At 66.8% G+C, this 13,064-nt stretch carries 16 protein-coding genes; 8 read left to right on the plus strand and 8 right to left on the minus strand.

Annotation, left to right across the window (positions count from 1 at the left end):
- Window positions 1-5 precede the first annotated feature (5 nt).
- A complete protein-coding gene (locus IFR23_RS03520) occupies window positions 6-761 on the plus strand; it encodes a 3'(2'),5'-bisphosphate nucleotidase CysQ (protein ID WP_192974745.1) in 756 nt (251 codons plus the stop codon).
- Window positions 762-774: 13 nt separating this feature from the next.
- Here IFR23_RS03520 and IFR23_RS03525 read toward each other — a convergent pair whose 3' ends face one another.
- Both IFR23_RS03525 and IFR23_RS03530 read right to left on the minus strand, forming a co-directional pair.
- Complete coding sequence (locus IFR23_RS03525; RefSeq protein WP_056489311.1) at window positions 775-1,032, minus strand: hypothetical protein; 258 nt, start codon at window positions 1,030-1,032, stop codon at window positions 775-777.
- Between the two features lie 39 nt (window positions 1,033-1,071).
- Window positions 1,072-1,965 (minus strand): aldo/keto reductase family oxidoreductase, encoded by an 894-nt coding sequence (locus IFR23_RS03530; protein WP_192974746.1) that lies wholly within the window; start codon window positions 1,963-1,965, stop codon window positions 1,072-1,074.
- A gap of 94 nt (window positions 1,966-2,059) precedes the next feature.
- On the opposite strand from IFR23_RS03530, the gene IFR23_RS03535 reads away from it, so the two are divergent.
- The 4 genes from IFR23_RS03535 to IFR23_RS03550 all read left to right on the plus strand — a co-directional run bounded on the left by IFR23_RS03535 (window position 2,060) and on the right by IFR23_RS03550 (window position 5,938).
- Window positions 2,060-2,965, plus strand: coding sequence for a LysR family transcriptional regulator (locus IFR23_RS03535; RefSeq protein WP_192974747.1), 906 nt, complete (start codon window positions 2,060-2,062; stop codon window positions 2,963-2,965).
- Between the two features lie 79 nt (window positions 2,966-3,044).
- Window positions 3,045-3,767, plus strand: a complete 723-nt coding sequence (locus IFR23_RS03540; RefSeq protein WP_192238952.1) for a response regulator — start codon at window positions 3,045-3,047, stop codon at window positions 3,765-3,767.
- Entirely contained in the window at window positions 3,764-5,098 is a 1,335-nt protein-coding gene (locus IFR23_RS03545; RefSeq protein ID WP_342344862.1) for a sensor histidine kinase, read from the plus strand. Before IFR23_RS03540 ends, IFR23_RS03545 begins: the two co-directional genes overlap by 4 nt.
- 66 nt (window positions 5,099-5,164) lie before the next feature.
- A complete protein-coding gene (locus tag IFR23_RS03550; RefSeq protein ID WP_192974748.1) occupies window positions 5,165-5,938 on the plus strand; it encodes an EF-hand domain-containing protein in 774 nt (257 codons plus the stop codon).
- A gap of 4 nt (window positions 5,939-5,942) precedes the next feature.
- Here IFR23_RS03550 and IFR23_RS03555 read toward each other — a convergent pair whose 3' ends face one another.
- Window positions 5,943-6,479, minus strand: coding sequence for a Spy/CpxP family protein refolding chaperone (locus tag IFR23_RS03555; RefSeq protein ID WP_192974749.1), 537 nt, complete (start codon window positions 6,477-6,479; stop codon window positions 5,943-5,945).
- Between the two features lie 34 nt (window positions 6,480-6,513).
- On the minus strand, window positions 6,514-6,705 hold the full coding sequence (locus tag IFR23_RS03560) for a hypothetical protein (RefSeq protein WP_192974750.1): 192 nt from the start codon (window positions 6,703-6,705) through the stop codon (window positions 6,514-6,516).
- A 183-nt stretch (window positions 6,706-6,888) separates the two neighbouring features.
- Here IFR23_RS03560 and IFR23_RS03565 point away from each other — a divergent pair, with 183 nt between their 5' ends.
- Window positions 6,889-8,184, plus strand: coding sequence for a glycoside hydrolase family 130 protein (locus IFR23_RS03565; RefSeq protein WP_192974751.1), 1,296 nt, complete (start codon window positions 6,889-6,891; stop codon window positions 8,182-8,184).
- Window positions 8,185-8,290: 106 nt separating this feature from the next.
- On the opposite strand, the gene IFR23_RS03570 is transcribed toward IFR23_RS03565, so the two are convergent.
- A complete protein-coding gene (locus IFR23_RS03570) occupies window positions 8,291-8,899 on the minus strand; it encodes a cysteine hydrolase family protein (protein WP_192974752.1) in 609 nt (202 codons plus the stop codon).
- An 81-nt stretch (window positions 8,900-8,980) separates the two neighbouring features.
- On the opposite strand from IFR23_RS03570, the gene pncB reads away from it, so the two are divergent.
- Complete coding sequence (pncB, locus tag IFR23_RS03575) at window positions 8,981-10,285, plus strand: nicotinate phosphoribosyltransferase (protein ID WP_192974753.1); 1,305 nt, start codon at window positions 8,981-8,983, stop codon at window positions 10,283-10,285.
- Window positions 10,286-10,431: 146 nt separating this feature from the next.
- Here pncB and IFR23_RS03580 read toward each other — a convergent pair whose 3' ends face one another.
- Both IFR23_RS03580 and epsC read right to left on the minus strand, forming a co-directional pair.
- Window positions 10,432-10,770, minus strand: a complete 339-nt coding sequence (locus IFR23_RS03580; protein ID WP_056051400.1) for a DUF2794 domain-containing protein — start codon at window positions 10,768-10,770, stop codon at window positions 10,432-10,434.
- A gap of 13 nt (window positions 10,771-10,783) precedes the next feature.
- Window positions 10,784-11,476, minus strand: a complete 693-nt coding sequence (gene epsC, locus IFR23_RS03585) for a serine O-acetyltransferase EpsC (RefSeq protein WP_056057758.1) — start codon at window positions 11,474-11,476, stop codon at window positions 10,784-10,786.
- 161 nt (window positions 11,477-11,637) lie between these two features.
- Between epsC and IFR23_RS03590 the strand changes: the two genes are divergently transcribed.
- On the plus strand, window positions 11,638-12,405 hold the full coding sequence (locus IFR23_RS03590; RefSeq protein WP_056052944.1) for a sulfite exporter TauE/SafE family protein: 768 nt from the start codon (window positions 11,638-11,640) through the stop codon (window positions 12,403-12,405).
- A 113-nt stretch (window positions 12,406-12,518) separates the two neighbouring features.
- On the opposite strand, the gene IFR23_RS03595 is transcribed toward IFR23_RS03590, so the two are convergent.
- Window positions 12,519-13,037: a carboxymuconolactone decarboxylase family protein gene (locus IFR23_RS03595; protein ID WP_056051403.1), complete on the minus strand. Its 519-nt coding sequence runs from the start codon at window positions 13,035-13,037 to the stop codon at window positions 12,519-12,521.
- Between the last annotated feature and the right edge of the window lie 27 nt (window positions 13,038-13,064).

Here is a 13,064-nt window from a genome sequence, read left to right on the forward strand (position 1 = left end):
GCCCCATGACCAACACCGTCATAGAAAGCGACGTCCGTCTCGCCGAACGCCTCGCCACCGAGGCGGGCGAGATATTGCTCGCGTTGCAGAAAAGCAGCGGGCTGACGGGCAAGGACCTCGGCACGGCGGGCGACGAACAGGCCAACAGATTCCTCATGCGGATGCTGCGCGCCGCGCGGCCCGACGACGCGATCCTTTCCGAGGAAGAGAAGGATACCGGCGATCGCTGTTCGGTGCGCCGCGCTTGGATCGTCGATCCGCTCGACGGCACACGCGAATATGGCGAAGGGCGGACCGACTGGGCGGTGCACGTCGCGCTTGCGATCGACGGCGTCGCCGTCGTGGGTGCGGTCGCACTGCCGGGACTCGGGATGACGCTGACATCGGGTTCGCCGAAGCCGCTGGAACCGGCGGGCGATCCGCTCCGCATGCTGGTCAGCCGCAGCCGGCCTGCACGCGAGGCGGTGGCGGTCGCCGAGACGTTGGGGGCGACGCTGGTGCCGATGGGCTCGGCGGGCGCAAAGGCGATGGCGGTGGTCCGCGGCCAGGCCGACATCTACCTCCACACCGGCGGTCAATATGAGTGGGACAACTGCGCGCCCATCGCGGTCGCGCAGGCGGCCGGGCTGCACGTCAGCCGCGTCGACGGATCGCCGCTCGTCTATAATTGCGCCGATCCGTATCTGCCCGACCTGCTGATCTGTCGGATGGAACTGGCGGCGCGCGTGCTCGACCTGGTGAAAGCGTTACCGCCCGCCTGAACGGCGGACGGTATCAGCCGTCGGAGGCCACCAGTTCGACGAACTCGAAGTCGTAGCGCTGCCACCCGCGTTGCGCCGCGGCCTCGGCAAGTGCGTTGCGCTTCTTCTTCGCCTCGACGAGCGACTTGGTGTGGCCCCAGAATATCTCGGTCTTGCCGTTGGCCAGCACCGCGACGATCCGCCAGTAATGCGTGAACGGCGTCGCGGTCGGGCCGATCGTCTTCACGTAACCGTCGGGCAGCGTCGCGGTGAGGTAGCGTTTCTTGGCCATGACGCTGCCGTTAGCCGTCCGCCGCCCGGACGGAAATGCTTACGCGCTAGCGGCGTCCTTCCCGATGTGATCGAGTGTCGCGATCGCGTAGGCTGGCAACACGATCTCCCCCGCCGCCAAATTCTCGTGCAGATGACCGACCGACGACGTGCCGGGGATCAGCAGGATGTTCGGCGAACGCTGCAACAGCCAGGCGAGCGCGACCTGCATCGGCGTCGCGTCCAGATCGCGTGCGACGTCCGACAATGCGGACGACTGCAACGGCGAGAACCCACCGAGCGGGAAGAACGGCACATACGCGATCCCCGCCTCGGCAAGGTCGTCGATCAGCGCGTCGTCGTCGCGGTGCGCGAGGTTATACTGGTTCTGCACGCAGGCGATCGTCGCCATCGACCGCCCTTCCGCCACCTGGCGCGGCGTAACGTTGCTGAGCCCGATATGGCGGACCAGGCCCTGCCGCTGGAGATCGACAAGCGTCGCAAGCGGCTCGGCGATCGAGCCCTCGGCGGGTCCGTGCACGTCGAACATGATCCGCAGGTTGACGACGTCGAGCGTCTCCAGTCCGAGGTTGCGCAGATTGTCATGAACCGCGCTGGTCAGCTCCGCCGCCGATGTAGCGAGGTCCCATGACCCTTCCGGCCCGCGCCGCGCGCCGATCTTGGTGACGATTACGAGGTCGTCGGAATACGGGTGCAGCGCCTCGCGGATCAGGCGATTGGTGACGTGCGGGCCATAGAAATCGCTCGTATCGATATGGTTCACGCCGCCCGCCACCGCCGCACGCAGAACCGCGAGTGCCGCGTCGTGATCCTTTGGCGGACCGAATACGCCCGGCCCTGCGAGCTGCATCGCGCCATAGCCGATCCGCTTCACGCTACGATCGCCCAATCTGACGGTGCCGGCTACTGCAATCTCTGTGTCGAACTGCGTCATGGTCGTGTCCTCCATTGTGTGACCGCAATATGGACCCGACGCTATTTTGGGATAACAGGGCATTATCGGCACAGGCCGTTCGGAAGGACGCACAATGGCAGCGGACATCGGCGATCTGAACGCATTCGTCACGGTCGCCCGCGCGGGCGGTTTTCGCGAGGGCGCGCGTGCCAGTGGCGGGAGCGCATCCGGACTAAGCGAAGCGGTCAGGCGGCTCGAAGCGAAGTTCGGCGTACGGTTGCTCAACCGGACCACGCGGAGCGTCGCGCCAACCGAAGCGGGTGCGCGGTTGCTCGACCGGCTCGGGCCTGCGCTGGCCGAAGTCGAGGCGGCGCTCGACGTGGTCAACGGCTATCGCGATTCACCGTCCGGACCGCTGCGGCTGAACGTGCCGGTCAGCGCCGCGCGGCTGGTTCTACCCAGCATCGTGCCCACGTTCCTCGCGGCCTATCCCGACATCGAGTTGCACGTGATTGCGGAGGACGGCTTCGTCGACATGCTCGCGGCGGGATGCGATGCGGGAATCCGGTACGACGAACGGCTGGAACAGGACATGATCGCGGTGCCGATCGGACCGCGCGAACAGCGTTTCGCGACCGCTGCGTCGCCCAGCTATCTCGCGCGCCGCGGCACGCCTTCGCATCCTCGCGACCTGCTCGATCACGCCTGTATTCGCGGTCAGTTCGCCAGCGGCGCGATGGACGATTGGGAGTTCGAGCGCGACGGCGAGGTCGTCAAAGTCGCGACGACCGGCCCGTTGATCGTTCGCATCGGCGCAGCGACCGATCTCGCGGTCGACGCCGCGATCGCGGGGACCGGTATCATCCACCTGTTCGAGGATTGGCTGCGACCGCATCTCGACAGCGGCGCCCTGCTACCCGTGATCGAGCCATGGTGGCAGCGCTTTTCCGGCCCGTTCCTCTATTATCCCGGTCGGCGATATCTGCCGGCGCCACTTCGTGCGTTCATCGATTTCGTCGCAGCCCGGCGGATCGTCTAATGGCTTGTCCCGCTTCGGAAATCACCGCCGCCGCCGATGCTGAAACATGCCGAACACACTCTTGCCCCAGGAACGCCCGATGACTCCACGTTCCGCTCTCGATTCGACGAAACCCGTGCTCCTGGTCGTCGACGACGATCACATGATCCGCACGCTGCTGGCGCAGAGCCTCGGCATGCACGGCTATCAGGTCGAGACCGCGACGAATGCCGCCGAAATGGACGGCGTGCTGGCGCGGTGCCCGGTGTCGCTGATCCTGCTCGACGTGATGATGCCGGGCGAGGACGGCCTGTCGGCCTGCCGTCGACTGGCGCGAGCGGGCGCGCCGCCCGTGGTGATGCTGAGCGCGCTCGGCGACGAACCCGATCGGATCCTCGGGCTGGAGATCGGGGCCAGCCATTACCTGTCCAAGCCGTGCAGCCCGCGGGAAATCCTGGCGACCGTCCGTGCCGCATTGCGCGCACGCGAGATGCAGGATGCGGGCGAAAGCCGCGCGTTCGGTTTTCTCGGCTGGCGGGTCGATTTCGCCGCGCACGAACTGTTCGATCCCGAGGGCGTGCTTATCGACCTGACCGATGGCGAGTTCGCGGTGCTGCGCGCCTTTGTCGAGCGACCACGCCGCGTGCTGGCGCGTGACGCGCTGCTGGAGGCGGCACGTGGGCCCGACACCGAAGCATTCGATCGCGCGATCGATGTCCAGGTCAGCCGCTTGCGCCGCAAGCTCAGGTCGCGCGGGGACGAGATCATCCGGACGATCCGCAACGAAGGCTATTTCTTCGTTCCGCGCGTGGTGCGCCAGTGAGGAGCAGCGTTCAGCGTTCATGGCCGCTGTTTCTCCGCATCTTCGCGCTGATGCTCGGAACGGTGCTGCTGGTGCAGATCCTCAACTTCGCGATCCTGCTGATGATGCCGCCACCGACGCCGGCGATCTTCACGGCCAATCGCGTCGCCGCCGTCGCACGGGCGGGGCGTGATCCTACCGGGTTGCTCAAGAGCGAGATATCGAACGGACCACCACGCCAGACTGACAATCCACGCGATCGCCGCGTCGCCGCGTCGATCGCCGGCGACCTCGGCCTCCCCCGGACGAAGGTCACCGTGGAAACCGAGCGCTCGGCGATGCCGATGTTCGCCGGCGCGTTTCGCCCGCCGATGGCGATGGGCATGGGCCCGCGGCATCATCCGCCATCGTTCGATACCGCGTTGTTCGGCCCCTTCGTCGTCTCGATCGAAACACCGGACGGCCGGTGGCGCGTGATCCAGCCGAGCCACAACATGATCGGCCCTTGGCGGATGCGGATCATCCTGTGGTTCCTGGTCGCGATGGCGGTCGCAGCGCCGATCGCCTGGGCGCTCGCACGACGAGTCGCCAAGCCGATCAAGCTGTTCGCCGCCGCCGCCGAACGGCTCGGTCGCGATCCGCGGACCGATCCACTGCCGGTCGCGGGGCCACCTGAAATCGCGGAGGCCGCCAGCGCGTTCAACCTGATGCAGGAGCGGCTGAACCGGTATGTCGAGGACCGGACGACGCTGATCGCCGCGGTCGCGCATGACCTGCGCACGCCGTTGATGCGGTTGTCGCTGCGGCTCGAAAAGGCGCCCGACGATATCCGCGCATCGAGCGAAGGCGACATTCAGGAAATGAACCAGCGGATCGGCTCGGCGATGGCGTTCGTCCGCGACATGACCCGCCATGTCCGCCGCCAGAAGCTCGACCTCCGCTCGCTGGCGGAGAGCGTCACGGACGATTTCGCCGACCGCGGCGACGCGGTCGTGCTGCATCCGGGCGACGCGCTGGCGCTCGAAGGCGATGCGCCGTCGCTGAAGGCGCTGCTGGCGAACCTCGTCGGCAATGCCGTCAAATACGCCGGCCACGCCGACGTGCGGCTGCGGCGCGAAGGTGGAGTCGCGATCGTCGAGGTTTCCGATTCCGGTCCGGGAATGGCGCAGGCCGATCTGGAGCGCGCGTTCGAGCCGTTCTTCCGCGCCGAACAGTCGCGCAACCGCGACACCGGCGGCAGCGGGCTCGGCCTGGCGAGTGTCCGTGCGGTCGCTCGCGGCCATGGTGGCGACGCGACGATCGCGAACCGGCCCGACGGAGGCCTGATCGCGCAGGTAACGCTGCCGGTGTGAAATGCTCTGAAATCTAGCGGCAACGATCGCAGTGTCAGACCGCCGTCGAGGAACCGAGGAGTCTGCATGCGTATCGTCCTTTTGATCGGCCTTGCCGCCACGCTGGCCGGGTGCGCCGCGGATACGTCGCGATCGCACCGACCGCACCGACCGCACCGTGGCGGTGGCCCGGAACACGGCAGAGGCCAGCTCTTCATCAGTCCGATGGGCGAACCGTTTCGCGCGTCGCAACGACCGGGTGCGGCGCAGGACCTCTGGTTCGCGGGTGCCGACGCTGATGGCGACGGCCGCGTCACGCTGGCCGAGTTCCAGCGCGATGCCACGCGGTTCTTCGCGGTGCTCGACCGGGGCAAGGACGGCGAGATCGATCCCGACGACATCGCCTTTTACGAAAACGTGCTGGTTCCCGAGATCCGCGTGACGTCGGGCGGACGTGGCGGGTCGCCCGAAGGTCGTGGGCGCAGCCGTGGCGGACCGGGCGGCGGCGGACCGGGCGGGGGGAACCGCGGAGGTGGTAGCGGCGGGGGCGGATCCGGCGGCCAGGGCATGCATTTCGGCGATGGCGACAAGAAGACCACCGCTGCGGTCCACGAACGGCTCGGTGCGGCGCGCTTCGGATTCTTCGACCTGCCGGAGCCGGTCATCGCCGCCGACGTCAACCTGAACCGCGGCATCGATCCGGCGGAGTTCGCGAAAGCCGCAACCACGCGGTTCGCCGCGCTCGACCGAAACCACGATGGCGCGCTGACCCGCGGCGAGTTGCCCCGCGCGGGTGCCGAGACGTGGCGGAACGGTTCGGACGAACCGCCCGCCCCGCCGCCGCCACGCTCCGAACCCTGATCCGTCAGCGGCGCGGTGGCATGCCACCCATCGGCGGTAACATGCCGCCGATCGGCGGTGGCGGGCCATCGCCGCCCTGCATCGGTCCGTGCAGCCCCGGTCCCCGCCCTGGCCCATGCCGCAACCGCATCAACGCTTCGAACGACCGGCGCTGGCCCGCATCGAGCGCCGCGTAGAATGTCCGTGCCGCGGTGATACGCTGCGTATCCTCCGCCGAACGCCGCGCGGCGTCCTGAGCCATCCGGTCGAGATGCTGCGCAAATCCTTCAGCTGGTGGCGCTGTGTCCGTTCCGGGCTGCGTTGACCGATCGTGCTCGGGACGCGGAGGGGGCGCCATCGACTGCAGGAACGCAGCCAGCGCCGGACGTTGCGGCGCACGTAGCCCGAGCAGAAGCGCGATGTCGTCGGCCTCCTGCGCCTGCATCCTGGCGATCGCTGCCGGTGGAGGGCCACGTTCCCCGCCATGCTGTGCGAGCGCCGCGGGTGTTGCAGCCAACAACCCCAAGGCCATCAGCGGCCCAGCCAATATCGTCTTTTTCATCAGGTCTTCCCCTTTCGTGAACACGGTCGCCGGCTCAGCCGAGCAGTCCCGAGACGATCCATCGGCGACTGACCGCGGACTTCAGGATCGCCGCGCCGCAGCACCGACAGGCAGAGCGCTGGATCGGCTCGCCCTTGATGTCGCGGTGCCGTGACCGCGGCGTGTGACGGCCAAACGCGCAGCCTGCTGCCGCCGCCAATGGTTGCGGTGATGATGACGTCTGCACGCTGCCCCCTCCGATCGATCGAGGCCATCGTCTGGCAGGCGATGTTTTCCGCAGTGTTTCGGCAAGGTTGCAGCACCGACGCAGCGCATGTCCGTGGCGCCGTTTTCATGTAGCCATCGCAGCGGTTTCGGCGTTCACTGCCGGGCAAGCACCGCGCTCCTGCGCGCGTCATTGGAGCCGATCATGGCCGAACCCGATCTCGTCTCTTTTTCCGATATCCAGTTGCGTCCCGATCCGTCGCGCACCGTGATCCGGCCGTTCAACGTCGAATATCCCGGCGCGTTCAAGGTCGACGGCCATCCGCGCGCGATCCGCGTGATCGACCGCGTCCTGTCGCTCACCGCAGACGAGCTTTCTGCGGAGCGCGAGCGCGTGATGGTGTCGCTCGACGAACGCCACCGCGACGTCGACGATCTGTTGCTGCACCGCTTCGGCGTCGTGATGGCCGTGGTGAACGACCCACGCTCGATCGATCGCGACCAGCAGCTGCTGATCGGTGCCTATCTCAGCGAGGAATATTCGTTCGAGGCGGCCGCGTTGTTCAATCCGAGCATGGTCCTTCATCCCGATCAGAGCGGCGCGCCCGAGGGCGGGCTGCGCTTCATCCTGTCGCTGCGCGGGATCGGCGAAGGCCATGTCTCGTCGGTCACGTTCAGGACCGGACGCTGGTCGCCGAACGACGGCTTCTCGGTCGACCCCGCCAGCCAGACCGCAGTGCCGCCGCGGATCGAACCGAACGACCAGGGCGCGACCGACGGCGGCCCGACGCGCCTGCAATGCGGTGCCAGTCACGAACTCTCCGAGACGGTGCTTTTCCCGATCCTGCCGAGCCAGCGCCAGGGGATCGAGGATCTCCGTCTCGTTCGCTTCGAGGACGCCGGCGAGGTGCAGTATCTCGGCACCTATACCGCGTTCAGCGGCTCGGAAGCGCGTTGCGAGCTTTTGCGCGGCGAGGATTTCAAGACGTTCGAGATGCAGCCGATGCGCGGCGCGGTTGCCGCGACCAAGGGCATGGCGCTGTTCCCGCGCAAGATCGACGGGCGCTATGCGATGCTCGGGCGACAGGACAACGAGAACATCTGGTTCATCACCTCGGACGACCTGCTGACCTGGGACGGCGGCACCCGGATCGTCGAGCCGAAATGGCCGTGGGAGTTCATCCAGATGGGCAATTGCGGCTCACCGATCGAGATCGACGAGGGCTGGCTGGTGCTGACGCACGGCGTCGGCAGCGTCCGCAACTACTGCATCGGCGCGTGCCTGCTCGACAAGGCCGATCCGACCAGGCTGCTCGCCCGCATGACGCACCCGCTGATCGTGCCCAGCCCGAAGGAACGCGACGGCTATGTGCCCAACGTCGTCTATAGCTGCGGTGGGATCGTCCACGACCGCACGCTGCTGCTGCCGTTCGGGGTGGCGGACAATTTCGCCTCGTTCGCCACGGTGGATGTCGGGCGGCTGATTGCGGCGATGGCGTGAACGCCGGCAGCGTGAAAGCATGTTCCCCCGCGAAGGCGGGGGTCCAGCCTGGGCTCCCGCCTTCGCGGGAGAACAAGAGGGAGTGCGAACTGCCGCCCGAACCGGCTTACGCGATGCGTTCCGTTGGTTGGACGATCAACTGCGCGCCCGCGAAATCTTCCACCGCAACCACGTCGATCTGCCGTTCGATCCCGCGCGTGAGCCCTGCCGGCACGGTTACCGCGAAGCCGCGCGCGATCAGGCCTTCGACGGCCCAGCGGACGCAATAGTCCGCCGCAACGCCGATGACCGTAACGTCGGTAGCGCCCCTCGCGGCGAGGCCTCCGAAGAAGTCCTCCCGCGACACCGTTGGCTGCCCTTCGTCGCGCGCGTCCTCGATCGCCAAGCCCGGTTCGGCCCACATGTCGAACACGCCCTTTTCGATCCGCCACGCCGGGATCGCCGGATCGACCAGCGCGACGTCGAGCATGTTGCCCCACCCTTTCGTGCCCCGCACGCAGTGGATCGGGAACATCGCCGCCTCGGGCGAGGCAGCGTAGGTCTCGCGGAAATGCGTATCGAAGGTGAAGAGGACACCCGCAGTGTCGGCAGCGGGCAGCGCCGACAGCCACGCCTGCATCGGCGCGACCAGTGCATCGGCCCCCGCCACGCTCAGCGCGCCCTCGCTCGCCATGAAATCCCACTGCGTATCCACCACGACCACGAACCGCGCCATCGCCCGTCTCCTTTACCCGCTGCTTGACACAAACGCGTCTTCTCGGACACCCGCACCGCAACAACGCAGGAGCCCGCGCGCATGGCCGTGACCGATATCGCCACCCGGACGTACAATCACAATTTCCGGCTCGATCCGATCGTCCGCAGCCTGCTCGATACCGATTTCTACAAGCTGCTGATGTTGCAGATGATCCGGCAGGTGTATCCCGACGTCAGCGCCACCTTCGCACTGATCAACCGGACCAAGACCGTGCGGCTCGCGGAGATCGTCGACGAGGCCGAACTGCGCGCACAACTCGATCACGCGCGGACGCTCCGGTTCGCGAAGAAGGAGCTGATCTGGCTCGCGGGCAACAGCTTCTACGGCAGGCAGAAGATGTTCGGGCCAGAGTTCCTCGCGTGGCTCGCCGAGTTTCAGCTGCCCGCCTACGATCTGCGCAAGGTCGACGGGCAGTATGAGCTGCATTTCGAGGGCCCGTGGACTCACACGACGATGTGGGAAATCCCTGCGCTGACGATCATCAACGAGCTGAAGTCGCGCGCAGCCCTGCGCGATCGCGGCCGGTTCGCGCTCGATATCGTCTATGCGCGCGCCAAGGCCAAGCTGTGGGAGAAGGTCGAGCGGTTGCGCGAACTGCCCGACCTCGTGCTGTCGGACTTCGGCACGCGGCGGCGGCACGGGTTCCTGTGGCAGCGCTGGTGCGTCGAGGCGCTGAAGGAAGGGCTCGGCGACCGGTTCATCGGGACGTCGAACGTGCTGCTGGCGATGGATGCCGACCTCGAGGCGATCGGCACGAACGCGCACGAACTGCCGATGGTGACCGCCGCGCTGGCCGACAGCGACGCAGAGTTGGCCGAAGCGCCGTACCGCGTGCTCGAGCACTGGCGGCAACATTATAATGGCAATCTGCTGATCGCCCTGCCCGATGCGTTCGGGACGACTGCGTTCCTGCGCAACGCACCTCACTGGCTGGCGGAGTGGACCGGCTTCCGTCCCGACAGCGCGCCGCCGATCGCGGGCGGCGAGCAGATCATCCGCTGGTGGGAGGAGCAGGGCGTCGATCCGAAGACCAAGCTGCTGATCTTCTCCGACGGGATGGACATCGACACGATCGAGCAGACCTATCGCCATTTCCACGGGCGGGTGCGGATGAGCTTCGGCTGGGGGACGAACCTGACCAACGACTTCCGCGGCTGCGACCCCGATGGCGCGGCGGCGTTGGAGCCGATCTCGCTGGTCTGCAAGGTGATCGCGGCGAACGGGCGGCCGGCGGTGAAGCTTTCGGACAATCCCGCCAAGGCTACCGGCGAACCTGCGGAGATCGCGCGGTACCTGCGGGTGTTCGGGGAAGCGGACCGCGAGACGGCTCCGGTTCTGGTGTGATCGTCTTGATCCTCCCCCGCCAGGGGGAGGTGTCGCCGCAGGCGGCGGAGGGGGGGGACACGGAACGGTAGTTTCCCTTTCCGCCCCCTCCGTCAGGCAAGCGCCTGCCACCTCCCCCTGGCGGGGGAGGATCAGGAATTCTCGCCCTAATCCTCGACCAGTTTCATGAACCGTCGCTCGACTGGCGCCAGCACCGGCCCGAGTTCATGCCCGCGCTTCACCACCGCACCGGCCTCGCCGATCAGCGCCCACATCCCCTGCTTGTTACGCAGCGAAGGCCGCTTCTCGATCCGGAACTCCGGCCGTTCGGCGGCGCGGCGGAAGGCGGCGAAGACCGCGGCATCCTTGCCGAGATCGATCGCATAGTCGCGCCAGTGGCCCGCTGCGACCATTCGGCCGTAGAGATCAAGGATCCGGTTCAGTTCGAGGCGTTCGAAGCCGACCTGCGTCGCTTTGGACGGTGTGGGAAAAGGTACGACGCCCATCAGTTATCCACCATCATGCGCGGTCGCGACGGTCCTCTGGATGCTCGTCGGCGAGCAGCGCGTCGAGCCGCTTGCGCATCGTCTCCAGCTCGCAGCGCATGATCTCCATCTTCTGCGTCGCGGGGTCGAACATCTCGCTGCACGGTGTGCCGTACGGCACGAAGCGCGGCACCTCGGGCGCGTTGCCGCCCTCGATCGTCGTCGCGCGCGCGGGAATGCCGACGACCGTCGTCCCCGCCGGCACGTCGCGCGTGACGACCGCGTTGGCGCCGACCCGCGAGCGCTTGCCGAGCGTGATCGGGCCCAGCACCTGCGCACCCGATCCGATGATCGCGCCGTCGGAGATGGTCGGGTGGCGCTTGCCCTGCACGCCGTTGTCGGGGCTGGTGCCGCCGAGCGTGACGCACTGGTAGATCGTGACGTCGTCGCCGATCTCCGCGGTTTCGCCGATCACGACGAAGCCGTGGTCGATGAAGAAATTGCGACCGATCGTCGCGCCCGGATGGATGTCGATCGCGGTCGTGAAGCGCGACCAGTGGTTGACGCAGCGCGCGAGGAAATAGAGTTTCGCCTTGTACAGGCGGTGCGCGATGCGGTGATAGCCGAGCGCCCAGACGCCGGGATACAGCATGATTTCGGCGCGCGAATGCGGAGCGGGATCGCGGGCGCGGATCGAATCCAGATAGGCCAGTAATCCGCTCGACATCCGCAGTCCCCTTCGCGATTTCCGTATCTAGGGTATCGAACGACCGATTTCCAGAACCGCGCGCATGGGCGCCTCACCCCGTCAGGATCGGGGTAAAGCCTATCTTTGTTGTGGGATAAGCCTGCGCGTTGCACTCTGCGCGCGATATTGAGGGGATGCCGATGTTCGACCTGACGACCTTGAGCTTCGAGACGCTGTTGCCGTTCATCCTGGTCGGGTTCGCCGCGCAGATCGTCGATGGCGCGCTGGGGATGGCGTTCGGGGTGATTTCGAACACGCTGCTGCTGTGGGTCGGCGTGCCGCCGGCCGCGGCATCGGCGGGCGTGCATACCGTCGAGACCTTCACCACCGCGGTGTCGGGGATCAGCCATGTGCTGCACAAGAACGTCAACTGGACGCTGTTCTTGCGGTTGATGATCCCGGGCGTCATCGGCGGCGTGCTGGGCGCGTACGTGCTGTCGAACATCGATGCGAGCACGGCAAAACCGTTCATCCTCGCGTATCTGACGTCGATCGGCGTGTATCTGCTGTACCGGGGCTTGCGCTATCCGCCGAAGCAGAAGGAGCCGAAGATCGTCGAGCCACTCGGGCTCGTCGGCGGTTTCCTCGATGCCGCGGGCGGTGGCGGCTGGGGGCCGGTAGTGACGTCGAACCTGCTGGTGCAGGGCGCAAGCCCACGGACCACGATCGGGACGGTGAATACGGCCGAGTTCTTCCTGACCGCGACGATCTCGGCGACGTTCATCACGCAACTCGGCTGGGCGGCGTTTACGCAAGCGACGGTCGGGCTGCTGATTGGTGGCGTGCTGGCAGCTCCGTTCGGGGCGATGCTGGCGAAGCGCGTGCCGGCCAAGACGCTGATGGTGCTGGTCGGCGTGATCCTGACGATCACGAGCCTCTTCGGCCTCTACCGCGCGATCTGGCACTGACCAACTCCCCTCCCGCCTGCGGGAGGGGTCGGCGGAGGGCGTGCCAAATACGACGCCGTGCCTGAGGCCAGCCCCTCCCCTAACCCCTCCCGCAAGCGCGAGGGGAACAGAAGTCACAGCGTCGCGTGGACCGTTGCGACCGCGGCCATCACCGCGCCGATGCGTACCGACGTCTGTATCGCCTCGGCCGTCACGCCAGCCTTCTTCAGAATCTGCTCGTGGCTGTCGATGCACATGCCGCAGCCGTTCATCGCCGACACGGCCAGGCTGAACAGCTCGAAATCGACCTTGTCGATGCCCGGCTGGCCGATCACGTTCATCCGCAGCTTGGCGGGCATGTTGCGGTATTCCTGGTTCCCGGCAAGGTGCGTGAACCGGTAATAGACGTTGTTCATCGCCATCACCGCTGCCGCTGCACGCGCCGCATTAGCGGCCTCGGGCGAGAGCTTCGGCGCGCATTCGGCTTCTGCGGCCTCGACCAGCGGCTTGTAGCCCGAGCCGTGCGCGCACGTGAGCAGCAGGCCGTATTTGCGCTGGTCGGTCAGATGCGTCTCGTTCAGCAGCGAGCCGACGTTGAGGCGGATGTCCTTGGCGTAATCGGGCAGTTGCCCTGCGAATTCCTTGAGCGACATATCTTACTTCCTTCTGCTCCCCTTCCG

The sequence above is a fragment of the Sphingomonas sp. CFBP 13603 genome, assembly GCF_014892665.1.
GTDB lineage: Bacteria > Pseudomonadota > Alphaproteobacteria > Sphingomonadales > Sphingomonadaceae > Sphingomonas.